Genomic DNA, 25,807 nt, shown 5'->3' with positions numbered 1-25,807 from the left:
TTTATTTTACTACCGGAATAAAACGACCGATTACCTCAGCCCCGCCCGTTTAGGTTGAGTGCTGCAGCACGATATGAACGTTAAAGCCAGAAGCAGCTCCTAAAGTTCATATTGTCGCTCTTCCGGAGAATCCCTTATGTTCATCGCCCTCTACCGGTTCTCAGTCAAACCCGGACACGAACAAGCCTTTCGCCAGGCTTGGCTTGAATTAACCCAAGGCATTTATCTGCAGCGCGGCAGCCTCGGCTCCCGCCTGCACCGTGATATGGGCGGGCAGTTTATTGGCTACGCGCAGTGGCCAAGCCGCGCTGCATGGGAAAGCGCCGGTGATATTCAGTTGGATGAGCGCTATCGTCACGCCCGGGAACGAATGCGCGCGACGTTATTGGCGGATGAAACGTTATTTGAAATGGCAGTGACGGACGATTACCTGCAAATCAGACCGTTTGGCTGAGCACAAGCCCACGCAAGCGGGCTTGTGGTTGCGGGGGAGCGGCATCAATGATGCAGCATCTCGTCCACGACTTCTTTAGTCTGCAGCTGGAAGGGATAATAGGTCGGCCAGTTGTCCATCTCTTTCAGCAACGCCTCCTGCGACGTATTACCCATAAAGATATGGAAATGCGCCGATTTGCGCGGGCCGATAATGTGATCGCTGAACTGCACGAATTTCGGCGCCAGGCTGCCGGCATCCTGGCATTCGAACAGATAACGCACGCCCTTTTTACCAGAGACATACGTCAGGATCTTATGCCCGGCGTACTTATACTGACAGGCGCTGGATTGGTCGCCGCGATGAAACTCCATGACGCCGTTCTCAATGCCGATGGTATCCACATCGGTGGCGTACCCTTTGCGGTAATAGGCCTTCACTTCTTCGAAGGTCTTGCTCTTATCCTGCTCCGCCTTCTTCTTGAACACCGGATCGAGATCCCCATTGAGCAGATAAGGATACACGGATTGCCACACGCCCTCCCAATCCGCCAGGTCGCGATCTTTGACGTCTTTATCGTCGAATATGCCCGCTTCCGCCTTTTTTTCCACTTCCGTCAGCGGCTTGCCATGTGAATGATGCCCGTGGGCAAGCGCCTGCCCACCGATAAACAACGCTGCCAGCGCCACCGCCAGTTTGCCAAAATGCCTCGCCAAAAGATGCTCCTTGTCCGTCATTGAGAAAATTAAAAGTTACAATATAACATAACAAATTTCAATCCCAATGCGCCCTTATCGGCAGGTCTCTTTGCTGAATGGCAATAGGCGAACGGTGACCTGGAACAACAGGATGCGTTGACTGCGAGAGACTTGTCAGGCTGGAGGGTTTCTTGTTGACGTTGTGCTAGAATCCCGGCCAGTGATTGTCCGAGATAACATGAAAGCTTTATGAAAAAACCGCTAAACCCGTGGCTTGACCTATGCAGGTCCGCTGCAATCATTATGGTCATTCTCTCACACGGCAGAACGTTTCTACTGTCAGCATTTCCAGCGGCGCAAACTTTTAAGTTCGGTGGCTTCTTAGGGGTAGAACTGTTCTTCGTCTTATCCGGATTTCTGATCGGCAGAATCATATTCGAGAAGGTGAAAGCAGCCAGAACACCACTCGGCTGGATCCCCGCGTTCTGGTTTCGGCGCTGGATGAGAACCTATCCCAGCTATCTACTTTTTTTATTACTAAATTTATTCTTCATTAACAATATCAGGCCTGAAGCACTGCCCAACATACTGGCCTTCTCCACGTTCACGCAGAGCTTAGTCCATCCACACCCCACCTTCTTCGGTGAGGCCTGGAGTCTGGCTGTTGAAGAAGTTTTTTATTTCTTATTCCCCATAGTGATAGCCGTTTTTTTATTCATAACGAAAGATAGAAAAGTCAGTATTCTCTTGGCCATTGCCGCTATGATACTGATGTCTTTGCTCTTTAGAGTGAACGCAGCGCTGAATACGCAACTGACGTTTAACGAAATTCGCTCAACATCGTTATATCGTCTTGACTCGCTCATGATTGGCGTTATTTTTTCCTGGCTGTTTGTATCAAATAAAATCAACCGGTTCTTCTGGGTAGGGTTATTACTTATTCCTATCGCGATAGCCATCGCGTCTCAGCCTGATGCTTTCATGGATGAAAGCAGGTTCCTGAAAGTCTTTTTATTTGATATTGCCAACATTGGCTTCGCTTGCCTGATAACCGCGTTCTACAATACGGATATTCCCAATGCAGTGAAAGCGGTAACCTCCAGAATTGCACGCTGGTCTTACGCCGCCTATCTAACCAATCTGCCCGTTTTATTAGCCCTCAATCACTACTTGCCGAAACCCGATTCTGCTATCGGTTGCCTTGCAATGTGGTCACTGTTTGTCGCCATGACAATGCTCAGCGCCAAGCTGGTTTATGAACTCTTTGAGGTGAGAATCCTGCGGTTGAGGGATCGCCTGAAAGCCGCATGACCATTTTGCGCAACATCTTTCCCCCGCCTTTTTGAAAACAGACCGCTTCATTATCGAAGCGGTTTCTACCCCTCTTTCACAAACATCGGCATTCAACGCACCGCGCGGCTTCACCTATTGCGCCCCCCAGCCGCAGGGTTATACTCGAAGAGGAAGCGCGGCGCTGCGCCGCCTTCTGCCGGGACGGACGCGGCGCCGGCGGGCGCTGGATTGACTGCCGTTCGCTCCCCTGCGTACCGACATTTTTATTTCACTGATTTGCAACGGTTAATTATGACTTGAACTATGCTTGTTACAGGGCCTGCCGTTTGAGCAAGACCCGTGAATAATGAGGGTGCGCTGATGACTACTTCAACACATGAAAAGGTTAAGGATGATAAACGTCTGAGCGATGGACCGGACTGGACGTTCGAGCTGCTGCAGGTGTATTTGGAGCAGATCGACCGCGTCGCCAAGCATTACCGGCTCGACACCTACCCCCATCAGATCGAGGTGATCACCTCCGAGCAGATGATGGACGCTTATTCGAGCGTCGGCATGCCGATCAACTATACCCATTGGTCCTTCGGCAAGAAGTTCATCGAAACCGAACAGCGCTACAAACAGGGCCAGCAAGGGCTGGCCTATGAAATCGTCATCAACTCCAATCCCTGCATCGCCTACCTGATGGAGGAGAACACCATCACCATGCAGGCGCTGGTGATGGCGCACGCCTGCTATGGCCACAACTCGTTCTTCAAGAATAACTATCTGTTCCGCAGCTGGACCGACGCCAGCTCCATCGTCGATTATCTGCTGTTCGCCCGCCACTACATCAGCCAGTGCGAAGAACGCTACGGCGTCGATGAAGTGGAGCGGTTGCTGGACTCCTGCCACGCGCTGATGAACTACGGCGTCGACAGATACAAACGCCCGCAGAAAATCTCCCTGGTAGAAGAGAAAGCGCGCCAGAAAAGCCGCGAAGAGTATCTGCAAAGCCAGGTGAACACGCTGTGGAAGACCCTGCCGCGCGTCGAACGCGAAGAGTCGCCGGAGCAGGCGCGCCGGTATCCGAGCGAGCCACAGGAAAATATCCTCTATTTCATCGAGAAGAATGCGCCGCTGTTGGAACCCTGGCAGCGTGAGGTGCTGCGCATCGTGCGCAAGGTCAGCCAGTATTTTTACCCGCAAAAGCAGACTCAGGTGATGAACGAGGGCTGGGCCACTTTCTGGCACTACACCATCCTCAACCATCTGTACGACGAGGGCCGGGTGACCGAGCGGTTTATGCTGGAGTTTTTGCACAGCCACACCAACGTGGTGTATCAGCCGCCGTATAACAGCCCGTACTATAACGGCATCAACCCCTATGCGCTGGGCTTCGCCATGTTCCAGGACATTAAGCGCATCTGCCAGTCGCCAACCGAAGAAGACCGCTACTGGTTCCCGGACATCGCCGGCAAAGACTGGCTGGACACCTTGCACTTCGCCATGCGCGACTTCAAGGACGAGAGCTTTATCAGCCAGTTCCTGTCGCCCAAAGTGATGCGCGATTTCCGGTTGTTCACCGTGCTGGACGACGATCGCAACAACTATCTGGAGATTGCCGCGATCCATAACGAAGCCGGTTACCGGGCGATCCGCCAGGAGCTGTCGGCGCAATACAACCTGAGCAACCATGAGCCGAACATTCAGATCTGGAACGTGGACCTGCGCGGCGACCGCTCGCTGACGTTGCGTTACATCCCGCAGGAACGCGCACCGCTGGATAAGAGCCGCCGCGACGTGTTGAAGCACCTGCATCGCCTGTGGGGCTTCGACGTGATCCTCGAGCAGCAAAACGAAGATGGCAGCGTGGAGTTGCTCGATCGTTGCCCGCCGCGGCCGACGCCGCTGTAACCGCCACAACGACAAAGGGCGCCAAATGGCGCCCTTTCTTATTTCATGAATACGCGATTAGCGACGCGCTTCGGTCAGATCGCTCGGCATGGTGCCCTGCATACTCTGCCAAATCGCCCCGCTGTCTTTACCGTAGTTGCGCACGGTATCCATCACCTGGTCGTACAGCTTCTCATGGCACAGCGTGGACAGCTTGCTGTAGAAGGTCAGCGCCAGCTTGCGCGCTTCCGGGTTGGAGAAGTAGTAACGGCCCACGCGGGTGTACAGCCCTTTCAGGCCGTTGAAAATCAGGCCGTAGATCGGGTTGCCGGAAGCGAACGCCAGGCCGCGGAAGATCTCGTAATCGAGCAGATTGAAAGCGTCCGCCTGATCTTCTACCTCGGCGGCCTTCGCCAGCACTTCCTGGGCCTGTTCCGGATGATTGCGCACCGCGGCGCGAATAAAGATCGACGCGATATTGGTGCGCACCGACAGCAGGTTGTCGATCAGCTGCGGGACGCTCTTGTGATCGAGACGGGCCACGGTCTCAAGGATATTGAGGCCGGACGTTTCCCAGAAATTGTTCACTTTGGTCGGTTTGCCATGCTGAATGGTCAACCAGCCATCGCGGGCCAGACGTTGCAACACTTCACGTAACGTGGTGCGCGTGACGCCAATCAACTCCGAAAGCTCACGCTCCGCGGGCAAAATAGAGCCAGGGGGGAAGCGATTATTCCAAATACTCTCAATAATGTACTCTTCCGCGAAACCGGCAGGACTCTGCGCCTTTATGACCATGTGTTTGACGTTCCGTTGCGACGATAAAATCAGTAAAAGTAATCAGCTCATCATACCAGATCGTGCTGACATGACATAGCGTGAGCGAAAAACAATAAACGAAAGTGTGCATAAAGTGGCAAAAAACGCGCAAAAACACCGGCCGGCAGAAATTTGCCGCCGTAAAACAAGCTCCGGTTGCGCCCGCCCCCGCCGCATTGTTAGGGTACGTGCTACGACTGATTTAAGGATGCATAAAGGACAATGGAAACAACCCTGCGCAGCGCCCTGCTCAAAAACTTTCTGGGGCAATCTCCCGACTGGTACAAACTGACTATTCTCATTTTCCTGGCGGTCAACCCCTTGGTGTTCTTCTTCGCCAGCCCGTTTGTCGCGGGTTGGCTGCTGGTGGTCGAGTTCATCTTTACCCTGGCGATGGCGTTGAAATGCTACCCGCTGCTGCCGGGCGGCCTGCTGGCGCTGGAGGCGGTGGCCATCGGCATGACCAGCCCGGCGCAGGTCTCGCAGGAAATCGAACATAACCTGGAAGTCTTGCTGCTGCTGGTCTTTATGGTGGCCGGCATCTACTTTATGAAGCAGCTGCTGCTGTTCGTGTTCACCAAGCTGCTGCTCAACATCCGGTCAAAAACGCTGCTGTCGCTGGCGTTCTGCCTGGCCGCCGCCTTCCTTTCCGCCTTCCTCGACGCGCTGACGGTCGTGGCGGTAGTGATTAGCGTGGCCACCGGCTTTTATTCCATCTATCACAACGTGACGTCGAATCGCCCCGATGGCGACATCGGCGATGACAGCGATTTCACCGGTGAAGAGCGCAAGCAGACGCTGGAACAATTCCGCGCCTTTCTGCGCAGCCTGCTGATGCACGCCGGCGTCGGCACCGCGCTCGGCGGAGTCATGACCATGGTGGGCGAGCCGCAAAACCTGATCATCGCCAAAAGCGCGGGCTGGGGTTTTATCGATTTCTTCCTGCGTATGGCGCCGGTCACGCTGCCGGTGTTGGTGTGCGGCCTGCTGGTCTGTTGGCTGGTAGAGCGTTTTCGCCTGTTTGGCTATGGCGCGCAGTTGCCGCCGGCGGTGCGCGACGTGCTGAAAGAGTATGATCGCAAAGCCACCGCTGGCCGCAGCAGGCAAGAACGCCTCAAGCTGGTGATGCAGGCGCTGATCGGCGTTTGGCTGGTGCTGGCGCTGGCCTTCCATCTGGCGGAGGTTGGGCTGATCGGCCTGTCGGTGATCATCCTCGCCACTTCCCTGTGCGGCGTGAACGACGAACACGCCATCGGCAAAGCGTTCCAAGAAGCGCTGCCGTTCACCGCCCTGCTGACGGTGTTTTTCACCGTGGTCGCGGTGATCATCGAGCAGCACCTGTTCAGCCCGGTGATCCAGTTTGTGCTGCGCGCCGACCCCGCCTCTCAGCTTTCGCTGTTCTACCTGTTCAACGGCCTGCTGTCGTCGGTTTCCGACAACGTGTTCGTCGGCACGGTTTACATTAACGAGGCGCGCACGGCGCTGGAGACCGGCACCATCGCGCTGAAGCAGTTTGAGCTGCTGGCGGTTGCCATCAATACCGGCACCAACCTGCCTTCGGTCGCCACCCCTAACGGCCAGGCCGCGTTCCTGTTCCTGCTGACGTCGGCATTGGCGCCGCTGGTGCGTCTGTCGTATGGCCGCATGGTGTGGATGGCCCTGCCTTATACGGTGGTGCTGACGGTGGTCGGTCTGCTGTGCGTCCAGTTCACGCTGGAGCCGGCGACCGAGCTGCTGACGCAGTGGCATTGGCTGGCGCTGCCGCCCATCGACGCCGTCGGCCACTAAGGCGGCGCTGGCAGGGTGAACCGACTATTTTTACGCTGAATCCGGCCCAGGTGGCTGGCAGCGAGAAGGAATTGGTTTACACTGCCGGTTCAATTGCTTACTGCATGGAAGAATCTAGATATGTTGCAATTCTTTAACCGCTGTTCACAAGGACGCGGCGCCTGGCTGCTGATGGCCCTGACAGCGTTGGTGTTGGAACTGGTCGCGCTCTATTTCCAGCACGTTATGCTGCTGCAGCCCTGCGTCATGTGCATTTATGAGCGTTGCGCGCTGTTCGGCATCCTCGGCGCCTCGCTGGTGGGCGCCATCGCGCCGAAAACCCCACTGCGCTATGTGGCGATCTTGCTGTGGATTTACAGCGCCTGGGAAGGCGTACAGCTGGCGTGGAAGCACACCATGATCCAGTTGCACCCTTCGCCGTTCAATACCTGCGATTTCTTCGTCAGCTTCCCTTCGTGGCTGCCGCTGGACAAATGGCTGCCGGCGGTGTTCCACGCTTCCGGCGACTGCTCCGTGCGCCAATGGCAGTTCCTGACGCTGGAAATGCCACAGTGGCTGGTCGGCATCTTCGGCGCCTATCTGCTGGTGGCGCTGATTGTGCTGATCGCACAATTTGTTCGCCCACGTCGCCGCGACCTGTTCGGCCGCTGATCGGCAGACAAACAAAAAACGGCGCCGAAAGGCGCCGTTTTTTTAGGATATTGCGGTCAAATTCAGAGATAACCCCATTTCAGGTATGTGTAAGGAAATAAACGAGCACAATCAGCGCTCCAGCCACGGCAAACAGACGGATCATTTTCATTGTTATACTCTCGAACATGCGGGAGAGCGGCCAAATTACCCAACTTATCGTTTAAAAAGAAGCATTCCGGCTCAGTTAAGCGCGTAATTTACATAACATTAAACTTCTGCGATGTTGGCGGGCAACAACGGGCGGCGCCAGCGCTTTCCTTTCGGCCTTAGGACAGCAATAAATTACCGTTACTTATGAACCACTGCGTCTTTGTCACATTCAGAGCACAATATTTTGGTGAAGTTTGCCCATAAAATCCTTATAGTATCGGCAAAGTGAGTATTACCGATTTCCCTGGTGTTGTTGTGTGTCTTGCCCCTCATCTTTGCAGGGGCTTTTTTCCTTCCTTCCCCTTTATCCCAAGGCCCGCTCACCGTTCGCGCACTAATGATTAAAATCATTCGCGATGCTTTCCTTATGCTAAATGACGTTGTGATTTTCACCCTTTCTTTCGGTGAGCCAGGCCCTGTCTCTGGCTGACTGCATAACGTCAATGACATCAAGGACACGATTCTATGCCGGATACCGCATTGCCCCCTGCATCTCAGCGCCCCCTCCTGCGCCGCCTGCTGCTTAAAGCCGGGAAAAGATTCCTGCGCTGGAACGGCGAATTTCAGACCCGTCATTCGCTAATCTCGACTACGCCGCAGATCGGTAATCATGAATTTAACTGGGTGGCCACGCTGGAAGCCCATTGGCCGGCAATTCGGGAGGAGTTGGATCGGCTGCTGGAGCACCCGGAAGATATTCCCGCGTTCCACCAAATATCGCCGGCTCAGAAACGCATCTCTAAAGGGGATAACTGGAAAACTTTCGGGCTGTTTGTCTACGGGCAGCGGGTTGATGAGAACTGCGCCATTTGCCCGCGCACCGCACAGGCGGTCAGCGAGATCCCCGGCATGCGCACCGCGATGTTTTCGATTCTTAAACCGCACTATCACATCGTGCCCCACAAGGGCCCGACCCGTGCCGTGGTGCGTGCGCACCTGGGGTTGATCGTGCCAAAGGATCGGGAAAAGCTGTGGATCCGCGTTGACGATCAGATCCTGCACTGGGATGAGGGCAAAGTGATTCTGTTTGATGATTCCTACGAGCACGAGGTCCGCAACGACACCGACGAGCTGCGTGCGGTACTGTTTCTCGATATCGACCGGCCGATGGACAAGGTGGGTACGGCGGTGAATAAACTGCTGTTCAGCCTGATCAAAGCCAGCCCGTATGTGAAGCAGCCGCTGAAAAATCTGGCGAACTGGCATCGCCGCGATAAAAAAGCGTGAAGTGGCGGTTATGCCATAACCCCGCGGCCGTCGGTAGCGCGCCAGATAGCGCAGAGGGCGGAATGTCTGAATACGCCGCCCTCTTGCTGCCCTGGGGTGACGTTACCTGGCCCAGTCCGGCTTGTTGAGGATATGATCCTGCCAGTCCACGACTTCGCTCTCGCGCACCGCGATATGCCGCACCGTGATGCGCTCGCCGTGCATCGCCGCCTTGGAGCCACTCAGCAGCGGGTGCCAAGGGAACAGCGGTTTGCCTTCACCGATCAGGCGATAGGCGCAGGTCGGCGGCAACCAATCGAAGGTCGTGAGGTTCTCGCGCGTCAGTTTGATGCAGTCCTCTTCCAGCTCGAAGCGCCGCTCATAGTTACGACATTGGCAGGATTTGATGTTGAGCTGGTTGCAGGCTACGTTGGTAAAATAAATCTCGTCGGTATCTTCGTCGATCAGCTTATTCAAACAGCATTGCCCGCACCCGTCGCACAGCGATTCCCACTCTTGTTCTGACATTTCCGCCAGCGTTTTCTGTTGCCAAAAAGCGAGTTGTGACATGTTAGCGTCCGGTTTCGGTAAATGGATAAGTCACCTGCGCACAGGTTCGAGGGGGGACTATATAGACATTTTAGCCACAAGATGCAAGCTTTGCCGCCGACGGCGCCGGCGGCAAGAGAGATCAGATCACGCGGGTGCTGAGCGTTTTGCCGTTCAGGCTGATTTTCAGCATGTCGCCGGAGGCCATCGGGCCCACGCCCTGCGGCGTGCCGGTCAGGATGATGTCGCCGGCGCGCAGCGTGAAGAAACGGCTCATGTAGCTGATAAGCGGCAGGATCGGCGTGATCATGTCACGCGTATTACCCTGCTGGCGCAGTTGATCGTTAACGGTCAGCGACAGCTCGGCATTTTGCGGATCGCCGAATTCCGCCACCGGGATAAACCCCGACATCGGGCAGGAACCGTCGAAGGCCTTGGCCTTTTCCCAAGGCTGACCGGCTTTTTTAAAGCCCGCCTGCAGATCGCGCAGCGTCAGATCGAGCGCCACACCGTAGCCGGCGATCGCCCGCGCAACGCGGTCTTCGTTGGCCTGTTTCAACGGCGTGCCGATCAGTACCGCCAGCTCCACCTCATGATGCACCGCACCGAACTCTTTGGGGATGGCCACCGGCTGGCGAATGTCGCACAGCGCCGTTTCCGGTTTGATGAACACCACCGGCTCGACGGAAACCGCGCTGCCCATTTCCTTGATGTGATCGGCGTAGTTACTGCCGACGCAGACCACCTTGTTCACCGGGAAATCGAGCAGCGAACCCTGCCAGTCTCTATGTTGATACATACCGCTTCTCCCAAACTGTAGAGGCTTGGCGCGCCAAGCCGATTATTGGTGTGCCGGATCAATGCCCGATCGCGTCCGCCATCATACCCACGGCGAGGGCGAAATAGTAAGAGCGATTCCAGTGCATGAGGGTGCGAAAATTATCATAGACCAGGAACGTCCGCCCCTGCAGATCATCCGGCGCGATGATCCAACCGCGCTGAACAGCGTGCGGCAAGGCACTGCCATCCGCACGACGCACCCCGCGTTGTTGCCAGGCGTTGACGCTGCGCGCCTGCGCGTCTTTCAACCCCAGCTCGGCCCGATTGAAACCGGCGGGCAATTTGACCTCGCGCCCCCAGCCGATGCCGGCCTGCCAGCCTTCTTTGGACAAATAACTGGCCGTAGACGCGAAGACATCATCAGTGTTGTTCCAGATATCGATGCGCCCGTCACCGTCGCCGTCCGCCGCGTAGCGCAAGAAAGAGCTCGGCATAAACTGGCATTGCCCCATTGCGCCGGCCCAGGAGCCTTTCAGGGGCGTATCGCCGACGTGCCCCTGCTCGACTATCTGCAACGCCGCCATCAGCTCCTGGCTGAAAAAGGCCTCGCGGCGCCCTTCAAACGCCAGCGTCGCCAGCGCGGACACCACGTCTTCCCGCCCCTGAATCTTACCGTAGGCGCTTTCCATGCCCCACAGCGCGATGATATAGCGCCCCGGCACCCGATAGCGCTCGCTGGCGCGCGTCCATTGCGCCTGGCGCTGCCGGTACAGTTCGCGCCCCTGGCGCACCTTGGCGGGCGACATTACACGCCGCAGGTAGTCATCCAGGGTAATCTTCTGCTCCGGCTGATTGCGATCGGCCTTGATCACCCGATCGACGAAATGTATTTGCGCAAAAGCACGGTCAAGGGTGCTCTGGCTGATGCCCTGCTCCCGCGCCTGGCGCTTGAGTTGCTCGACATACGCCGGAAACTGCGCCGGATCCCGGCCGCTCGCCGCCAGCGTCGCCTCCTGTGCCGCCTGCGGTGCGCCCGGTATCAGAACACCGCCCAGCGCCAGCCAGGCGGCCAATACGGTTCTTCTCGCCGAACGTGTCATCGCGCCTCCCCTGGCCGTGGCCGCCGTCTCAGGCCTTGTCGCCCGCCAGATGCTGATTGAGCAGGTTTTCTACCGGCGGCGGGAACTGCAGGTAATAGCCTTCGTCTTTCAACGCCTGCTTCACCTTTTCGATATCCGCCGAGGCCAATTTCTTGCGCTCATCGAGCGAAAGCATCATGGCGAATTGCGGCACGCCGAAACTTTTCATCAGCTCTTCCGGCACACGAGAGAAATCGTCTTTTTTTTCGACATAAAGATAAGTTTGATCGCGTTTCGGGCTTCTATAGATCACACAAAGCATTTTTTTAACTCTATTTAATTGAGGGAGCGTCTTGCCTGGATATAACTCTGACTATAACATGCTTATAGTACATCGGAATATCGCACCCCGAGTGGTATTCCGGGGATTTAAAGTTGCTGAGACTGAGTCAGGATAGATGTCACAATCGCCAATTGAGCTAAAAGGCAGCAGTTTTACCCTATCGGTTGTTCATTTGCATAATTCGCAGCCTGAGGTAATACGTCAGGCGTTACAGGAAAAAGTTGAGCAAGCGCCCGCTTTTCTGAAAAACGCCCCTGTTGTTATCAACGTCGCAACGCTGGATGGCGATGCGAACTGGAAAGAACTTCAACAGGCTGTCGCGGCAGCAGGTCTGCGCGTTGTGGGTATCAGCGGTTGCAGAGATGAGCGTCAAAAGCGCGCGATAGCCCGTGCCGGGCTGCCGCTGCTGAGCGAAGGCAAAGGCCAGAAGATGGCGCCGCCGGAGCCTGCGCCTGCGCCCGTGGCGGCGGATAACGCCCCCGCTAAAACGCGTATCATCAGCACGCCTGTCCGTTCCGGCCAACAGATTTACGCCCGCAACTGCGATCTTATCGTGACCAACAGCGTCAGCGCCGGCGCCGAATTGATTGCCGACGGCAACATTCATGTCTACGGCATGATGCGCGGTCGCGCACTGGCAGGCGCGTCAGGCGACACGCAATGTCAGATTTTTTGCACCCACCTGGCGGCTGAGCTAGTCTCTATCGCAGGGCAGTACTGGTTGAGCGACCAAATCCCGTCCGATTACGTCGGGCAGGCCGTACGACTCAGCCTGCTGGATAACGCTTTAACCATACAACCTTTAAACTAAGCCCTTTTGACAAGGAATCCATTTCATGGCACGCATTATTGTTGTTACATCGGGTAAAGGGGGCGTTGGCAAGACCACTTCGAGCGCGGCCATCGCTACCGGCCTGGCCCAGAAAGGCAAGAAAACCGTCGTGATCGATTTCGATATCGGCCTGCGTAATCTTGACCTGATCATGGGCTGCGAACGTCGGGTAGTGTATGATTTCGTGAACGTGATTCAGGGCGATGCCACGCTGAATCAGGCGTTGATCAAAGACAAACGCACTGAAAACCTCTATATCCTGCCTGCTTCGCAGACGCGCGACAAAGACGCGTTGACCCGCGAAGGCGTTGAAAAAATTCTCAACGATCTCGGCGAGATGGATTTTGACTTCGTGGTGTGCGATTCACCGGCCGGTATCGAAACCGGTGCGCTGATGGCGCTGTACTTCGCCGACGAAGCTATCATCACCACCAACCCGGAAGTGTCTTCGGTACGCGACTCCGACCGTATCCTGGGCATCCTCTCTTCCAAGTCACGCCGCGCCGAGAAAGGCGAATCGCCAATCAAGGAACACCTGCTGCTGACCCGTTACAACCCGGGCCGCGTCAGCCGTGGCGACATGCTGAGCATGGAAGATGTGCTGGAAATCCTGCGCATTCCACTGGTGGGTGTGATTCCGGAAGACCAGTCCGTGCTGCGCGCTTCCAACCAGGGTGAGCCTGTCATTCTGGATGCCGAGTCAGACGCCGGTAAGGCGTACGACGATACTGTTTGCCGCTTGTTGGGGGAAGAACGCCCATTCCGCTTCATTGAAGAAGAGAAGAAGGGTTTCCTGAAACGCCTTTTTGGGGGATAAACCATGGCCTTATTAGACTTCTTTCTGTCCCGCAAAAAACAGACAGCCAATATAGCCAAGGAACGGCTGCAGATTATCGTCGCAGAGCGTCGTCGCGGGGACAGTGAGCCCCCGTATCTGCCTGATCTGAAACGCGATATTCTGGCGGTTATTTGCAAATACATTCAGATCGATCCTGAAATGCTGCACGTGCAATTCGAGCAGAAAGGGGACGATATTTCGGTACTTGAACTTAACGTGACATTACCGGAATCGGAAGAAGCAGCTAAATGATTGCGACGCATTAATTACCCCCTGTATATTTTATGCAGGGGGTAACTGTATGTGCATCCAGTCATTAAGCTTTATCGCCAGCAAAAAAGTGATTTTTCCCTTTGGGACAATTCCCAATTAACTTTGCCGCCGCCTCGTTTAAAGTAAATTCTGGCCAGATTTACCTTCAACGCATTATTTCCTGCCTATATTCACCCGAGCAGAGTTTCCCTACCCTGCCCTGGTGATAATCAGCGATTAATAATCTTTCAGGATGTCCTGCAGCGGTGCCATTAATAGATCGCCGCGCCAGCCGCTGATTAATTCAGGGCGACTTTCGCCGTCCTTCAGTTTCCAATGCCAGTTCAGCAATTGGTTAATTTGGCGACGGGATGCCAGCAGTTCGCTGCTCAACCCGCTTTGCTCGCTGACGGCAGCGATCGCCGCCTTGATGTCTTTGAACACCTTCTTGTAGCCCGGCTGATCGATAAGGTTAGCCAACGGCGCCGGCAACTCGGATTCTTCCAGCGCTTCGGCTTCCGCCACCAGCGCCAGCAGCGTTTTACCGTGATAACGGATCTCCGGCCCGCTCAGGCCCAGCGAATCCAGTTCTCCCAGCGAAGACGGCATATAGCGCGCCACCTGCCACAAGTTTTCCTCACGCACCACGAAGTTCACCGCCAGATCGCGCTCGCGTGCCTGGCGCAGCCGCCATTCCGCCAGCTTCTGCAGACAACCGAGCTGACGCGGGCGCAGCTGCCAGGCGTTGCTGATTTCGCGGTAGGCCAATGCCGGCGCCAGCGTCTCGCTACGGCGCTGGCACAGCAGCAGACACTCGTTATTGGCCGCCGCGGTCCAACCGGCCTCTTCCGTCTCCTGCACCAGCTGTTTGGCCATCGGCAGCAGATAGAACACGTCGGCAGCCGCGTACACGCACTGCCTTTCAGTCAGCGGACGCGCCAGCCAGTCGGTGCGCGACTCGCTCTTGTCCAGCTCAACCTTCATGTACTCCGCCACCAGCGTCGCGAAGCCACAGGAGAGCGGCCGGCCGGTAAAGGCCGCCAGGATCTGGGTATCGACCATCGGCGTCGGCAGCGTTTTAAAGGCGTTGAGAAACACTTCGAGATCTTCACTGCCGGCATGCAGGAACTTCACCACGGCGGTGTCGGCCAGCAGGTCGACAAACGGCTGCCATTGCTTGATCGGCAGAGGATCGATGAGGGAGAGTTGTTCACCGTCGTAGAGCTGGATCAGGCCCAGCTGCGGATAGTAGGTGCGCGTTCTGACAAACTCGGTGTCCAGCGCAATCTGGGCATGCTTTCTCGCCTGCTCGCAGACCTGCTGCAATCCGGCATCGGTAGTGATCAACTGATAATTCAAAACATCATTCTCTTGTAGGATTCAAACACAACAACGCCGGCATTCACCGGCGTTGTTGATAGTCAGGCGCGAGAGCGACACCTAGGCGGCATCGGCCGGCTTCGGTGTTTTTTGCTCATCACGCAGTTCTCGCCGCAGAATCTTGCCGACGTTCGACTTCGGCAGTTCATCGCGGAACTCAACAATTTTAGGCACTTTATACCCGGTCAGGTGGCGACGGCAATGGGTCAACAGCTCTTCCTTGGTCAGCGAAGCGTCTTTCTTCACCACGCAGATCTTCACCGTTTCGCCGGAGACTTCGCTGGGCACGCCGATCGCCGCACATTCCAGCACCTTCGGATGCTGGCTGACCACGTCCTCGATTTCGTTCGGGTAAACGTTGAAACCGGAGACCAGGATCATATCTTTCTTACGATCGACGATGCGCACAAATCCTTGTTCGTCTACGGTCACCACATCACCGGTCGCCAGCCAGCCGTCTTTCAGCACTTCATCGGTGGCTTCCGGGCGCTGCCAATAGCCTAACATAACTTGCGGCCCTTTGACCCACAGTTCGCCGGGTTCACCCGGCGGCACATCGTGACCGTTGTCGTCCACCAGCCGAATGTCCGTCGACGGCACCGGCAAACCGATACTGCCGCTGTAGTGTTTCAGATCGTAAGGGTTACCGGCCACCAGCGGCGCGCACTCCGTCAGGCCATAGCCTTCCAGCAGGTGTTTGCCGGTGGTTTTCTCCCACTTCTCGGCCACCGCTTTTTGCACCGACATGCCGCCGCCGACCGAGAAACGCAGCGTAGAGAAATCGAGCTTGTGGAAATCTTCGTTGTTCAGCAACGCGTTGAACAAGGTATTGACCCCGCTCATGGCGGTGAACGGATATTTGCCGAGTTCTTTCACCAGCCCCGGAATATCGCGCGGGTTGGTGATCAGCAAATTGCGCCCGCCCAGGTCGATAAACAGCAGGCAGTTCACCGTCAGCGCGAAAATATGGTAGAGCGGCAACGCCGTCACCACCAGTTCCTGCCCTTCACGGAACAGCGGCGAATAGGCAGCTTTGGCCTGCTCGAGGTTGGCCTGCATGTTGCGGTGCGTCAGCATCGCGCCCTTTGCCACCCCGGTGGTGCCACCGGTGTATTGCAGGAAGGCCAGATCGGCATTAATGATGTCCGGTTTCACATATTGCAGACGCCGGCCGCGCTGCAGCGCGCTGCGGAATGAAATGGCGTCCGGCAGGTTGTATTTCGGTACCAGGCGCTTAACGTACTTGACCACGAAGTTGACCAGCGTGCCTTTGGCGGCCGAAAGCTGATCGCCCATGCGCGTCAGGATCACGTGTTTGACCTGGGTGTTGAACACCACTTTTTCCAGCGTATGGGCAAAGTTGGAGACGATGACGATGGCGCTGGCACCGCTGTCGTTCAACTGGTGCTCCAGCTCGCGCGGGGTATACAGCGGGTTGACGTTGACCACCACCATGCCGGCGCGCAGAATGCCGAACAGCGCGATGGGGTATTGCAACAGGTTTGGCATCATCAGCGCGACGCGGTCGCCCTTCTTCAGGCCCAGTTCATTTTGCAGGTAAGCCGCGAAAGCGCGGCTGCGTTCTTCCAGTTTGCGGAAGGTCATCACCTCGCCCATGTTGATAAAGGCGGGCTGATCGGCATAGCGCTGCACGGCATGCTCAAACATTTCGATCAACGACGAATAGCGATCGGCATCAATCTCTGCGGGCACATCTGCCGGATACCGTTTTAACCAGACCTTATCCAAGGTATTACTCCTGAAATCATTACTAATTATCATCGCAGCCCTCAAACTCGCAGCCTAACCATAACAATATTTTAACTCAGCAGACCAGTTCGGGTTTTAAACATTATTCAGGTTGCGATGTACGTCACTAATTGTCGGATATTCCTTATCCCAAAAAACAAAAAGGCGGCCTGAGCCGCCCTGTCAAATTTGTTCACATCAAGCGTATGCTACTCGGTTACGATGGTTTGCACCTGTGCCGGGCCAGGGTTATACCAGCCATAGCCTGCCCCCCAACCGGGTCCCCACGGGCCACCACGCCAGCCCCAGGGGCCCATCGGCGCCGGCGGCATCACCACCTGCTGCACCAGATGCCAGCGTTTGAAACCGGTCACGTTCATCGTCACGAAGCGATACGGCGTCATGCCGATCCGCCCCTCTTTCAGCCCGGTAATAGGGCCGACGACGGTCACCAACTGGCCTTTGAAATCAACCGGTTCGAGGAAGCCGTTTACCGTGGCCAGCAAGCGGCCGCGCGACGGTTCGCCCAGTATCGGCCGCGCACCGCTGTCGAGCGGCACCGCCGCAATCTCCAGCACCGTGCGCCCTTGCTCGTTGGCGACGTTGACCACGGTGCCGCCGAAGCGGGCTTCCGCGCCGGTAAACAGGTTCGGTGCATTTTGTACCGAGGAAAGCTGAGTCACCGGCGAGGGGCTGGAGCCTTTGATCGCATCCGGTACGGTGACGCACCCGGTCAGAACCAGCGCGCCGCAGGCGACGGCCAGCAGCGACAGCTTTTTACTTGCAGTGCGGATTAACATGGTCGCAATCTCCTGAAATGCCTGTAACTTTGACCGCGTTTCATCGTTCAAGTTGCAGGCTTTCGTCGCCCGGCATCAACAACAGCACAATACGCCGCGATTACTCGCGGCCCGGCAGTTTTTTCCAGGTCACTTCATTGCGTAGATAGGTGGGCTCGGCGTTTTCCACCGCCACCGCCACCCCCTGTTGCCAGGCGTATAGCGCCAGCGGCAGCATGTCTTGCGCCTGCGGCAACAGCATTTGGCCGTCGCGTACGCTCAGGGTTGAACCGTTGACCAGGTCGGGATAGGTTTGCCAGCCGGTACCGACGTGGGCCCATTCGCCCTGCAGGCGCTGCGCACGCTCCAGCGCCTGCGCCGGCGACAGCACGGCCTCGCCTTCGCTTTCCAACCAGCTGCCGTCCACCTGGCGTTCGAACTGCCCCCAGTAGACTTCCCCCATACGCGCATCGATCGCCGCCAGCACGCGCTCCGCGCCGCTGACGCGCCAGGCGCCCTGCGCCATGGTTTGCAGCGTAGAAACGCCAATCATCGGCAGATCGGCACCCAGCGCCAGGCCCTGAGCGATGCCGATGCCGATGCGCACCCCGGTAAAGCTGCCGGGGCCGCGACCGAAGGCCAGCGCATCGAGCTGGTTGAGCGCCAGACCGGATTCCGCCAGCACCTGCTGTACCATAGGTAAAATTCGTTGCGTATGCTCGCGTGGGCACAGCTCAAACAGGGCGTGGATTTCGCCTTGATTCCAGACGGCGACGGAACAGGCTTCCGTCGCGGTATCGATCGCTAAAATTCGCGTGGACATGCCAACCTCTGGCGGGAATAAAACTGGGTTTTTCATACAGGGCGCGCATTGTAGCACAGCCCCGTAAGCCCTTCATCTTTCACGTGGCCGACGCATCGGCGGCCTGCAGGAAGGCGATGGCCTGCTTCAGATCGCGGGTGCGCGGCGTGGGCGGCAGGCTGTTGAGAAACACCTCGCCATAAGGCCGCATTACCAGACGGTTATCGCAAATCACCAGCACGCCGCGGTCGTCGGTGTCGCGGATCAAGCGGCCGACGCCCTGTTTCAGGGTGATGACCGCATCCGGCAACTGCACGTCATTGAACGGGTCACCGCCGCGCAGGCGGCAATCTTCAATGCGCGCCTTCAGCAGCGGATCGTCCGGTGAAGTAAACGGCAGTTTATCGATGATGACGCAGGACAGCGCATCGCCGCGCACGTCCACCCCCTCCCAGAAGCTGCTGGTCGCCACCAGCAGCGCGTTACCGGCGGCGACGAACTGCGCCAGCAGCTGCCCTTTGCTGGTTTCCCCTTGCAACAGCACCGGCAGCGTCATGGTGGCGCGGAACTCTTCCGCCAACTCGCGCATCATCTGGTGCGAGGTGCATAAGAAGAAGCAGCGGCCGTTGTTGGCTTCGATTAATGGCCGCAGCATGCGCGCCAGCTGGCGGGCCCCGCCGGGCTGATTCGGCGAAGGCAAAAAGCGCGGCACGCACAGCAACGCCTGTTTGGCATAGTCGAACGGGCTCGGCAACAGCAGCGTTTTGGCCTTGGTCAGCCCCAGCCGTTCGGTGAAATGACCCAGCTGGTCATTGACCGACAGCGTGGCCGAGGTAAAGATCCAACTGCCCGGCTTGTCGTCCAGCATTTCGCGGAACCGATCGGCCACCGTCAGCGGCGTCAGCGCCAGCACGAAGTGGCGCGAGTTGCATTCATACCAATAGCTGTAGCCCGGCTCCGTCACCGCCTTCAGCCGCTTGAGCCGCGCGCGGTACAGCGTGGCGCGTTCAAAGGCGGCGTCCAGCAGCGCCGAACGCCCCAGCGACAGCTTCATCACGTCATAACACAGCTCCAGCGCATCATCGAGCAGCAACAGAGCGCGCTGCACGTTGGGTTCGCCGAGCACGTCGCGCAGATTGCCGCGAAAACCCGGCTCGCCCAGATTCAGGCGAAAATCTTGCGTGCTCAGGCTGAGACGGTCGGCGCTTTTTTGCAGTTGAGCGGCGTCGCGCACCTCGGTGCGGTAGGCGATGGTGATGTCCTTCGCCAGATCCAACAGTTGGCGGCTGGTGAGCTGCTGGCCGAAATACTGGCTGGCGATGTCGGGGATTTGGTGCGCCTCGTCGAAAATCATCACCTCGGCTTCCGGGATCAGCTCGGCGAAACCGCCCTCTTTCACCACCATATCCGCCAGGAACAGGTGATGGTTCACCACCACCACATCCGCATCCATCGCGCGGCGACGCGCCTTGACCACGAAGCAATCCTGATACAGCGGGCAGTCGCTCCCCAGGCAGTTGTCATTGGTGCTGGTCACCAATGGCCAGACGAAGCTGTCTTCCGCCACTTCGCTGCAGGTGCTGATGTCGCCCTCTTTGGTCTGCGACGACCACTTGCGCAGCTGCACCAGATCGATCAGCGTCTGCCCCGCCAGTTCGCCGCCGGCCATCGACTGCTGCTCCAGCCGTTCCAGACACAGGTAGTTGGAGCGCCCCTTCAGCAGCGCCAGCTTGCCTTTGTACTTCAACGCCTTGGCGACGGTAGGCAGATCGCGCGCATACAGCTGATCCTGCAACGCTTTCGAACCGGTCGAGATGATCACTTTACGATCGGCGCGCAGCGCCGGCGCCAAATAAGCGAAGGTCTTGCCGGTACCGGTGCCGGCTTCGACCACCAGCTCCTGCTTGAAATTGATCGCCTCGGTAACGGCTTGCGCCATCTGCCGCTGCGGCTCACGCGGTTTGAATCCCTTGATAGCCTGCGCCAAGGCGCCGTCTGTTGCAAAATCGTCTGTCACGCTGTCTCTCTGCCGGTGTCATTCAGCGGTGATTATGCCAAGCCTGCCGCCCGGCTACCACCCACTTTATCGCCGCGCATTTTCATGACCGGCTGTGCTACCCTTAGCACGACTATGATATGGAGATAAGCAAATGAATATCGAAAGAATTGATCCCGATCAGCGCTGGTCCGAGGCCGTAGTGCACAACGAGACCGTTTACTACACCAGCGTGCCGGAAAACCTGGACGACGACGCGACCGCGCAGACCGCCAACGCCCTCGCCGCCATCGACGTGCTGCTGGCGCGCGTCGGTTCGGATAAAAGCCGTATTCTGGATGCCACCATCTTCCTGGCCAACACCGCCGACTTCGCCGCGATGAACGCCGCCTGGGACGCCTGGGTGGTCGCCGGCAGCGCGCCGGTGCGCTGCACGGTGCAGGCGCAGCTGATGAATCCGAAGTACAAGGTGGAAATCAAAATCATCGCCGCGCTGTAAGCCTGAGCGCAGACGAAAAAAAACCGCAGACGGCTACGCCTGCGGTTTTTTTATTGCCGGCTATCAGGACAGTTTGAGGATCACCATCCCCGTCAGCAGCAGCGCCAGGCCAATCCAGCCTTTGGCGTTCAGCCGCTGGCCGAACATGATCCAGCCTGCGGCGATGGTGGCGGCGATACCGAAACCGCCCCACAGCGCATAAGCGATCGACAGATCGATGCCCTTCACCGCCTGCGCCAGGGCGCTGAACGCGCCGAGTACCGACAGCAGCGACAGCAGCCCCAGCCAAATTTTACGGAAGCCGTCCGACATCTTCAGGAAGATGTTGGCGATGATTTCCAGCACGATCGCCAGTCCCAGGAACCCAATGTGGTACAACTCAAACTGTTGCATGGTTGTCACCTCGCGGGCTGACCTGTTTTCGTTCTTTGCGGGTGCCGGATTTCACCAGCATGATGCCGGCGATCAGCGTCGCCAGGCCCAGCACCTTCAGCGCCGAGATCGGCTCGTCGAAACACAGCACGCTGAACAGGGTAATGAACAGAATGCCGATGCCTTCCCACAGCGCATAGGCCACGCCCAGCGCCACGCGTTTTACCGCCACCGACAGCAACACATAAGACGCGGTGATCATCACGTACATCACGATGTGCCCGATCATGCCGCCATTGACGCTGGCGTATTTCATCGACAAGGTGCCGATGATTTCGGTCATGATGGCCAAACCTAAAAAGATCCAATAAATCATAATTTTTCTCCCAAACGGCGAATAACGCGCGCCAAGGCATATTTATCCCGATTTATCTCGTCGAACGGCCGTATTGCGGCGCGCAAGACGCAGAGATCCCTGGGGATAAACTGACCCAAACGCAAAAAGAATGTTTGCCCGGCTGAACGGTAGCGTGAAGGCCTAAGCCCGCCACCCGCACCGGTTAAGGGAGAAAGACGCTATAGCTCGCTGCACCAGTGATGCTCACTGGCAAGGATCGCAGACAGGAAGAGTTGGCAAGTAGAGGTTCTGAGGGTAGTTCCGTTAATAGTCATCATAATAGTTCTCTATTATCAGCCGCACACCGTGCGATTTGCCCAATATCCTCATAAAAGTAAAATTTTCGACTGAGATATTTTTACCACAGCCAAAATGAGAAAGCAAACTGCCGTTTTCATAAAAAAGCAGAAAAAAACGGGTTAAAAATAAGAAAGTTAATCACGATAAAAATTAAAAAAGGCTCAACGAAGCGTCGAGCCTTGCGATAATCGCGGGTGCGCAAATATGCGCCAATCCCAGGCGCGGTGCGGGTTACAACGCAGCCCCGCTGACGGCGCTGCGCGCCAGTTCAGTGATGCGCGCATAGTCGCCGTTTTCGAGCGCATCCGCCGGCACCAGCCAGGAACCGCCGATGCAAAGCACGCTCTTCAACGCCAAATAATCGCGGTAGTTGTTTGGCGTAATGCCACCGGTCGGGCAAAAACGCACCTGCGGGAACGGGCCGCCGATCGCCTGCAGCGCCTTCACGCCGCCGTTGGCTTCCGCCGGGAAGAATTTGAATTCGCGCAGGCCGTGATCCATACCCTGCATCAGCTCGGAAACGGTGCTGATGCCCGGGATCAGCGGGATAGGCCCCGCCGTCGCCGCCTGCAGCAAGGCTTCGGTCAGCCCCGGGCTGATGGCGAACTGCGCCCCCGCCTCGGTCACCTCCCGCAGCTGCTGCGGATTGATCACCGTACCGGCGCCGATGATGGCCTCCGGCACCTCGTTGGCAATAGCGCGGATAGCCTCCAGCCCGCAGGCGGTGCGCAACGTCACCTCCAGCACCCGCACGCCGCCGGCAACCAGCGCTTTCGCCAGCGGCACCGCCTGCTCCAGCTTGTTGATCACGATAACAGGCACCACCGGCCCCGCCGTCAGGATCTGCTCGGCGCTGGTTTTCCAGTTTTTCATCGTTATTTCTCCATTACTCGCGGTTAACAATGGCACGCCCCTGCCACAGGGCTCCGCACAAATGCGCGGACGTCCGGCCGTACCGTAAGTGATGTGGCCCACGCGCAGATCGCAGGCAAAAAAAAGCCGGCAGACAGACTGCCGGCATTGCGCATTACTCGAACTCGTTCCAGGAACGGCCGTCGCGGGTGATCATCGCCACCGAGGCCACCGGCCCCCAGGTGCCCGCCTGATAAGGCTTAGGCGCCTCGTTGTCGGCTTTCCATGCGTCCATGATGGAGTCGACCCACTTCCAGGCCTCTTCCACCTCATCGCGGCGCACGAACAGCGCCTGAATGCCGCGCATGGTCTCCAGCAGCAGGCGCTCGTAGGCGTCCGCCACGTGCTCCTGGTTGAAGGTTTCCGAGAAGCTCAGGTCCAGCTTGGTGGTCTGCAGACGGTGCTTGTGATCCAGCCCCGGCACCTTGTTCAGTACCTGAATTTCGATGCCTTCGTCCGGCTGCAGGCGGATGGTCAGCTTGTTCTGCGGCAGCTGCTGGTAAGAATCGCTGAACAGGTTAAGCGGCGGGTTTTTGAAGTACACCACCACTTCCGAACATTTGGTCGGCAGGCGTTTACCGGTACGCAGATAGAACGGCACCCCGGCCCACTGCCAGTTGTCGATATCCACGCGGATGGAGACGAAGGTTTCGGTGCTGCTGCTCTTGTTCGCCCCTTCCTCTTCCAGATAACCCGGCACTTTCTTGCCCTGGACGAAACCGGCGGTGTACTGACCGCGCACGGTGGTTTCCCGTACATTGGTCTGATCGATACGGCGCAGCGAGCGCAGCACCTTCACCTTTTCGTCGCGGATACGGTCGGTGGTCAGATCCGCCGGCGGCGACATGGCGATCATGGTCAGGATCTGCAGCAGGTGGTTCTGGATCATGTCGCGCATCTGGCCGGCCTGGTCGAAGTAACCCCAACGCCCTTCGATGCCCACCTCTTCCGCCACGGTGATCTGCACCGAATCGATGGTGCGGTTATCCCAGTTGGAGGCGAACAGCGAGTTGGCGAAACGCAGCGCCAACAGGTTCAGCACCGTCTCTTTGCCGAGATAGTGGTCGATACGGTAAACCTGGGATTCGTTGAAGTACTCCGCCACCTGATCGTTGATCACGCGGGAGGACGCCAGATCGGTGCCCAACGGCTTTTCCATTACCACGCGCGCTGGCTCATGATTCAGCTTGGCTTCGCCCAACCCTTTGCAGATGGCGCCGAAGGTGCTTGGCGGCATGGCGAAGTAGTTGATGGTGGTGCGGTGTTTCTGATCCAGCATTTTACCCAGTTTGGTAAAGTTCTTGCTGTCATTGACGTCCAGATTGCAGAAGTCCAGGCGTGCGCTCAGCGTGGCCCAGAGTTCGTCATCCAGTTTTTCTTTCATGAAGGTGCCAAGCGCTTCCTTGACCACTTCGGTATACGCTTTTTTATCCCACTCCGCGCGGCCGACGCCGATGATCCGCGTATCCGGGTGGATGTGTCCGGCTTTCTCTAACTGGTACAGGGAAGGCAGCAGCTTACGGCGCGCCAAATCACCTTTCGCGCCGAAAATAACCAGGTCACACGCCTGGGCTGTAGAGGTTACCGCCATGTTCATCTCCTCGTTGCAGGATATTTGTAATTTTCTTACATTACTAATGTACTCTGTTTGACTACGGCCAGCAAACCCGGCGCAGAAGCAGGAAAAAAGACCTCAAGATTCCAGTGGTAGCGCCAATGCGCGCCAGAGCCCGCACAGGCGGGCAAAACTGTAATTTTTCGTCTTTTTTGACGCTCTGTTACCATTATGAAAGTTAGACACAGGTCATATTCTGGTGAAAAAAGCCTGCATACGCCCTGTCGAGACTGCCAACGGTTACCAGCACGTAGTATATTTTCACTAAACCGGCATTGATTTCTCCTTTGTTTGAAATCGACATACCCTATCGATTCCAGGTTACAGCCGCTCGTTTGGCGTCTGCGTGCGCGGCGAACACGGGCGAAATTCGGCGCTGTTGCTTGAAAGCCACAGGGATAAAACCATGAGTGACTCTCGTTATATGAATACGCTGGACAAAATCCAGAGCCATCTGGAACTCCTGAGCAAATCTGAAAGGAAAGTCGCCGAGGTGATCCTGGCCTCCCCACAGACCGCCATTCACTCCAGCATTGCCACGCTGGCGCGCATGGCCGACGTCAGCGAACCTACCGTCAACCGCTTTTGCCGCCGCCTTGATACCAAAGGCTTTCCCGATTTCAAACTGCACCTCGCCCAAAGCCTGGCTAACGGCACGCCCTACGTAAACCGTAACGTTGAGGAAGACGACAGCGTCGATTCCTATACCAGCAAGATCTTCGAATCGGTCATGGCCAGCCTGGATACAGTAAAGGCAAATTTGGATATTGCCGCAATCAATCGTGCGGTTGACCTGCTCACCCAGGCAAAAAAGATCTCTTTCTTCGGCCTGGGCGCCTCCGCAGCGGTGGCGCACGACGCGATGAACAAATTTTTCCGCTTCAATATCCCGGTGGTCTACTTCGATGACATCGTCATGCAACGCATGAGTTGCATGAACTCCGGCGAAGGCGACGTGGTGGTATTGATCTCACACACCGGCCGCACCAAGAATCTGGTGGAGATGGCTCACCTGGCGCGAGAAAACGACGCCACGGTATTGGCTATCACCTCGCGCGACACCCCGCTCGCTCAGGCGGCGACCCTTCCTTTGCTGCTCGATGTGCCCGAAGACACCGACGTTTATATGCCGATGGTGTCGCGGATCGCGCAATTAACGCTCATTGACGTGCTCGCCACCGGATTTACCTTGCGCAGAGGGGCTAAATTCAGAGATAACTTGAAGCGGGTCAAAGAAGCGCTCAAAGAATCGCGCTTTGATAAAGGGGTGGTCATTCCCAACAGTTTTGACTCGTGACCTGACGAAGAAAAAATCGCCGTTCAACAGACATTTGAATGACGGCATCAGAGGCTGTACCCTGTTAACATGCTCATGCGG

Annotated in this window: 26 protein-coding genes; 11 read left to right on the top strand and 15 right to left on the bottom strand. The window is 57.0% G+C overall.

The annotated features are described in order from the left end of the window. Positions 1–136 precede the first annotated feature (136 nt). Entirely contained in the window at positions 137–454 is a 318-nt protein-coding gene (locus ACUXAC_RS05440; protein ID WP_084827699.1) for an antibiotic biosynthesis monooxygenase family protein, read from the top strand. A gap of 44 nt (positions 455–498) precedes the next feature. Here ACUXAC_RS05440 and zinT read toward each other — a convergent pair whose 3' ends face one another. Continuing rightward, positions 499–1,149, bottom strand: a complete 651-nt coding sequence (zinT, locus tag ACUXAC_RS05435) for a metal-binding protein ZinT (protein ID WP_033634825.1) — start codon at positions 1,147–1,149, stop codon at positions 499–501. 231 nt (positions 1,150–1,380) lie between these two features. On the opposite strand from zinT, the gene ACUXAC_RS05430 reads away from it, so the two are divergent. Together ACUXAC_RS05430 and ACUXAC_RS05425 are read left to right on the top strand one after the other, a co-directional pair. Then, on the top strand, positions 1,381–2,442 hold the full coding sequence (locus tag ACUXAC_RS05430; protein ID WP_049202493.1) for an acyltransferase family protein: 1,062 nt from the start codon (positions 1,381–1,383) through the stop codon (positions 2,440–2,442). A 342-nt stretch (positions 2,443–2,784) separates the two neighbouring features. Beyond that, on the top strand, positions 2,785–4,320 hold the full coding sequence (locus ACUXAC_RS05425) for a SpoVR family protein (RefSeq protein WP_004932268.1): 1,536 nt from the start codon (positions 2,785–2,787) through the stop codon (positions 4,318–4,320). Between the two features lie 57 nt (positions 4,321–4,377). On the opposite strand, the gene fadR is transcribed toward ACUXAC_RS05425, so the two are convergent. Beyond that, positions 4,378–5,097 carry a fatty acid metabolism transcriptional regulator FadR gene (gene fadR / locus ACUXAC_RS05420; protein ID WP_025303107.1) on the bottom strand — a complete coding sequence of 240 codons (720 nt, stop codon included), beginning with the start codon at positions 5,095–5,097 and terminating at the stop codon, positions 4,378–4,380. A gap of 243 nt (positions 5,098–5,340) precedes the next feature. Between fadR and nhaB the strand changes: the two genes are divergently transcribed. The 3 genes from nhaB (at position 5,341) to ACUXAC_RS05405 (ending at position 8,976) form a co-directional block, all read left to right on the top strand. Beyond that, the gene (nhaB, locus tag ACUXAC_RS05415) at positions 5,341–6,906 is read left to right on the top strand and encodes a sodium/proton antiporter NhaB (protein WP_087762696.1); all 1,566 of its coding nucleotides are present in this window, start codon (positions 5,341–5,343) and stop codon (positions 6,904–6,906) included. A gap of 120 nt (positions 6,907–7,026) precedes the next feature. Beyond that, positions 7,027–7,557: a disulfide bond formation protein DsbB gene (gene dsbB / locus ACUXAC_RS05410; protein ID WP_033643335.1), complete on the top strand. Its 531-nt coding sequence runs from the start codon at positions 7,027–7,029 to the stop codon at positions 7,555–7,557. A gap of 657 nt (positions 7,558–8,214) precedes the next feature. Beyond that, on the top strand, positions 8,215–8,976 hold the full coding sequence (locus ACUXAC_RS05405; RefSeq protein ID WP_387441337.1) for an aspartyl/asparaginyl beta-hydroxylase domain-containing protein: 762 nt from the start codon (positions 8,215–8,217) through the stop codon (positions 8,974–8,976). 102 nt (positions 8,977–9,078) lie between these two features. Here ACUXAC_RS05405 and ACUXAC_RS05400 read toward each other — a convergent pair whose 3' ends face one another. The 4 genes from ACUXAC_RS05400 to ACUXAC_RS05385 form a co-directional block, all read right to left on the bottom strand. Then, positions 9,079–9,525 (bottom strand): YcgN family cysteine cluster protein, encoded by a 447-nt coding sequence (locus ACUXAC_RS05400; RefSeq protein WP_025159803.1) that lies wholly within the window; start codon positions 9,523–9,525, stop codon positions 9,079–9,081. A gap of 121 nt (positions 9,526–9,646) precedes the next feature. Further along, positions 9,647–10,303: a fumarylacetoacetate hydrolase family protein gene (locus ACUXAC_RS05395; protein WP_004932286.1), complete on the bottom strand. Its 657-nt coding sequence runs from the start codon at positions 10,301–10,303 to the stop codon at positions 9,647–9,649. 58 nt (positions 10,304–10,361) lie between these two features. After that, complete coding sequence (locus tag ACUXAC_RS05390) at positions 10,362–11,384, bottom strand: lytic murein transglycosylase (RefSeq protein WP_421114980.1); 1,023 nt, start codon at positions 11,382–11,384, stop codon at positions 10,362–10,364. Between the two features lie 28 nt (positions 11,385–11,412). Then, complete coding sequence (locus ACUXAC_RS05385) at positions 11,413–11,685, bottom strand: YcgL domain-containing protein (protein ID WP_004932294.1); 273 nt, start codon at positions 11,683–11,685, stop codon at positions 11,413–11,415. Between the two features lie 136 nt (positions 11,686–11,821). Here ACUXAC_RS05385 and minC point away from each other — a divergent pair, with 136 nt between their 5' ends. The 3 genes from minC to minE are packed head-to-tail and all read left to right on the top strand — an operon-like array spanning position 11,822 to position 13,628. Beyond that, positions 11,822–12,517 (top strand): septum site-determining protein MinC, encoded by a 696-nt coding sequence (gene minC, locus ACUXAC_RS05380; RefSeq protein WP_454266537.1) that lies wholly within the window; start codon positions 11,822–11,824, stop codon positions 12,515–12,517. 25 nt (positions 12,518–12,542) lie between these two features. Continuing rightward, entirely contained in the window at positions 12,543–13,355 is an 813-nt protein-coding gene (gene minD / locus ACUXAC_RS05375; RefSeq protein ID WP_016927452.1) for a septum site-determining protein MinD, read from the top strand. Between the two features lie 3 nt (positions 13,356–13,358). Next, entirely contained in the window at positions 13,359–13,628 is a 270-nt protein-coding gene (gene minE / locus ACUXAC_RS05370; RefSeq protein WP_004932303.1) for a cell division topological specificity factor MinE, read from the top strand. A gap of 237 nt (positions 13,629–13,865) precedes the next feature. Here the strand turns inward: minE and rnd are convergent, their stop codons facing one another. The 5 genes from rnd to ACUXAC_RS05345 all read right to left on the bottom strand — a co-directional run bounded on the left by rnd (position 13,866) and on the right by ACUXAC_RS05345 (position 20,355). Beyond that, positions 13,866–14,987 (bottom strand): ribonuclease D, encoded by a 1,122-nt coding sequence (gene rnd / locus ACUXAC_RS05365; RefSeq protein ID WP_038877158.1) that lies wholly within the window; start codon positions 14,985–14,987, stop codon positions 13,866–13,868. A gap of 81 nt (positions 14,988–15,068) precedes the next feature. After that, positions 15,069–16,757 carry a long-chain-fatty-acid--CoA ligase FadD gene (fadD, locus tag ACUXAC_RS05360; RefSeq protein WP_060439783.1) on the bottom strand — a complete coding sequence of 563 codons (1,689 nt, stop codon included), beginning with the start codon at positions 16,755–16,757 and terminating at the stop codon, positions 15,069–15,071. Between the two features lie 209 nt (positions 16,758–16,966). Further along, a complete protein-coding gene (locus ACUXAC_RS05355; protein ID WP_049271641.1) occupies positions 16,967–17,557 on the bottom strand; it encodes a Slp family lipoprotein in 591 nt (196 codons plus the stop codon). Positions 17,558–17,657: 100 nt separating this feature from the next. Continuing rightward, the gene (tsaB, locus tag ACUXAC_RS05350) at positions 17,658–18,359 is read right to left on the bottom strand and encodes a tRNA (adenosine(37)-N6)-threonylcarbamoyltransferase complex dimerization subunit type 1 TsaB (RefSeq protein WP_387441346.1); all 702 of its coding nucleotides are present in this window, start codon (positions 18,357–18,359) and stop codon (positions 17,658–17,660) included. A 79-nt stretch (positions 18,360–18,438) separates the two neighbouring features. Next, positions 18,439–20,355: an ATP-dependent DNA helicase gene (locus ACUXAC_RS05345; RefSeq protein ID WP_038877150.1), complete on the bottom strand. Its 1,917-nt coding sequence runs from the start codon at positions 20,353–20,355 to the stop codon at positions 18,439–18,441. A gap of 133 nt (positions 20,356–20,488) precedes the next feature. On the opposite strand from ACUXAC_RS05345, the gene ACUXAC_RS05340 reads away from it, so the two are divergent. Next, positions 20,489–20,833 (top strand): RidA family protein, encoded by a 345-nt coding sequence (locus ACUXAC_RS05340; protein WP_015378124.1) that lies wholly within the window; start codon positions 20,489–20,491, stop codon positions 20,831–20,833. A 63-nt stretch (positions 20,834–20,896) separates the two neighbouring features. Here ACUXAC_RS05340 and mdtI read toward each other — a convergent pair whose 3' ends face one another. The 4 genes from mdtI to zwf form a co-directional block, all read right to left on the bottom strand. Then, positions 20,897–21,226, bottom strand: coding sequence for a multidrug/spermidine efflux SMR transporter subunit MdtI (mdtI, locus tag ACUXAC_RS05335; protein ID WP_016927446.1), 330 nt, complete (start codon positions 21,224–21,226; stop codon positions 20,897–20,899). Then, entirely contained in the window at positions 21,213–21,581 is a 369-nt protein-coding gene (gene mdtJ / locus ACUXAC_RS05330; protein ID WP_454266536.1) for a multidrug/spermidine efflux SMR transporter subunit MdtJ, read from the bottom strand. The genes mdtI and mdtJ overlap by 14 nt, the downstream gene beginning before the upstream one ends. A gap of 552 nt (positions 21,582–22,133) precedes the next feature. Beyond that, complete coding sequence (locus ACUXAC_RS05325; protein ID WP_060439782.1) at positions 22,134–22,775, bottom strand: bifunctional 4-hydroxy-2-oxoglutarate aldolase/2-dehydro-3-deoxy-phosphogluconate aldolase; 642 nt, start codon at positions 22,773–22,775, stop codon at positions 22,134–22,136. 154 nt (positions 22,776–22,929) lie between these two features. Next, entirely contained in the window at positions 22,930–24,405 is a 1,476-nt protein-coding gene (gene zwf / locus ACUXAC_RS05320; protein ID WP_019452799.1) for a glucose-6-phosphate dehydrogenase, read from the bottom strand. A gap of 448 nt (positions 24,406–24,853) precedes the next feature. Between zwf and ACUXAC_RS05315 the strand changes: the two genes are divergently transcribed. Continuing rightward, positions 24,854–25,726, top strand: coding sequence for a MurR/RpiR family transcriptional regulator (locus ACUXAC_RS05315; protein ID WP_038877144.1), 873 nt, complete (start codon positions 24,854–24,856; stop codon positions 25,724–25,726). Positions 25,727–25,807 lie beyond the last annotated feature (81 nt).

The organism is Serratia sp. 121840015-1 (assembly GCF_053627655.1).
This window is presented reverse-complemented; position numbering and strand designations above follow the sequence as displayed.

Bases quoted from the DNA above. Each gene is read 5' to 3' on its own strand.
- ACUXAC_RS05405 (WP_387441337.1), top strand. From the start codon at position 8,215: ATGCCGGATACCGCATTGCCCCCTGCATCTCAGCGCCCCCTCCTGCGC.
- ACUXAC_RS05430 (WP_049202493.1), top strand. From the start codon at position 1,381: ATGAAAAAACCGCTAAACCCGTGGCTTGACCTATGCAGGTCCGCTGCA.
- ACUXAC_RS05340 (WP_015378124.1), top strand. From the start codon at position 20,489: ATGAATATCGAAAGAATTGATCCCGATCAGCGCTGGTCCGAGGCCGTA.
- ACUXAC_RS05440 (WP_084827699.1), top strand. From the start codon at position 137: ATGTTCATCGCCCTCTACCGGTTCTCAGTCAAACCCGGACACGAACAA.
- ACUXAC_RS05355 (WP_049271641.1), bottom strand. From the start codon at position 17,557: ATGTTAATCCGCACTGCAAGTAAAAAGCTGTCGCTGCTGGCCGTCGCC.
- mdtI (WP_016927446.1), bottom strand. From the start codon at position 21,226: ATGCAACAGTTTGAGTTGTACCACATTGGGTTCCTGGGACTGGCGATC.
- nhaB (WP_087762696.1), top strand. From the start codon at position 5,341: ATGGAAACAACCCTGCGCAGCGCCCTGCTCAAAAACTTTCTGGGGCAA.
- ACUXAC_RS05400 (WP_025159803.1), bottom strand. From the start codon at position 9,525: ATGTCACAACTCGCTTTTTGGCAACAGAAAACGCTGGCGGAAATGTCA.
- ACUXAC_RS05315 (WP_038877144.1), top strand. From the start codon at position 24,854: ATGAATACGCTGGACAAAATCCAGAGCCATCTGGAACTCCTGAGCAAA.
- ACUXAC_RS05325 (WP_060439782.1), bottom strand. From the start codon at position 22,775: ATGAAAAACTGGAAAACCAGCGCCGAGCAGATCCTGACGGCGGGGCCG.
- zwf (WP_019452799.1), bottom strand. From the start codon at position 24,405: ATGGCGGTAACCTCTACAGCCCAGGCGTGTGACCTGGTTATTTTCGGC.
- minE (WP_004932303.1), top strand. From the start codon at position 13,359: ATGGCCTTATTAGACTTCTTTCTGTCCCGCAAAAAACAGACAGCCAAT.
- ACUXAC_RS05385 (WP_004932294.1), bottom strand. From the start codon at position 11,685: ATGCTTTGTGTGATCTATAGAAGCCCGAAACGCGATCAAACTTATCTT.
- minC (WP_454266537.1), top strand. From the start codon at position 11,822: ATGTCACAATCGCCAATTGAGCTAAAAGGCAGCAGTTTTACCCTATCG.
- tsaB (WP_387441346.1), bottom strand. From the start codon at position 18,359: ATGTCCACGCGAATTTTAGCGATCGATACCGCGACGGAAGCCTGTTCC.
- minD (WP_016927452.1), top strand. From the start codon at position 12,543: ATGGCACGCATTATTGTTGTTACATCGGGTAAAGGGGGCGTTGGCAAG.
- mdtJ (WP_454266536.1), bottom strand. From the start codon at position 21,581: ATGATTTATTGGATCTTTTTAGGTTTGGCCATCATGACCGAAATCATC.
- fadR (WP_025303107.1), bottom strand. From the start codon at position 5,097: ATGGTCATAAAGGCGCAGAGTCCTGCCGGTTTCGCGGAAGAGTACATT.
- ACUXAC_RS05425 (WP_004932268.1), top strand. From the start codon at position 2,785: ATGACTACTTCAACACATGAAAAGGTTAAGGATGATAAACGTCTGAGC.
- ACUXAC_RS05390 (WP_421114980.1), bottom strand. From the start codon at position 11,384: ATGACACGTTCGGCGAGAAGAACCGTATTGGCCGCCTGGCTGGCGCTG.
- dsbB (WP_033643335.1), top strand. From the start codon at position 7,027: ATGTTGCAATTCTTTAACCGCTGTTCACAAGGACGCGGCGCCTGGCTG.
- ACUXAC_RS05395 (WP_004932286.1), bottom strand. From the start codon at position 10,303: ATGTATCAACATAGAGACTGGCAGGGTTCGCTGCTCGATTTCCCGGTG.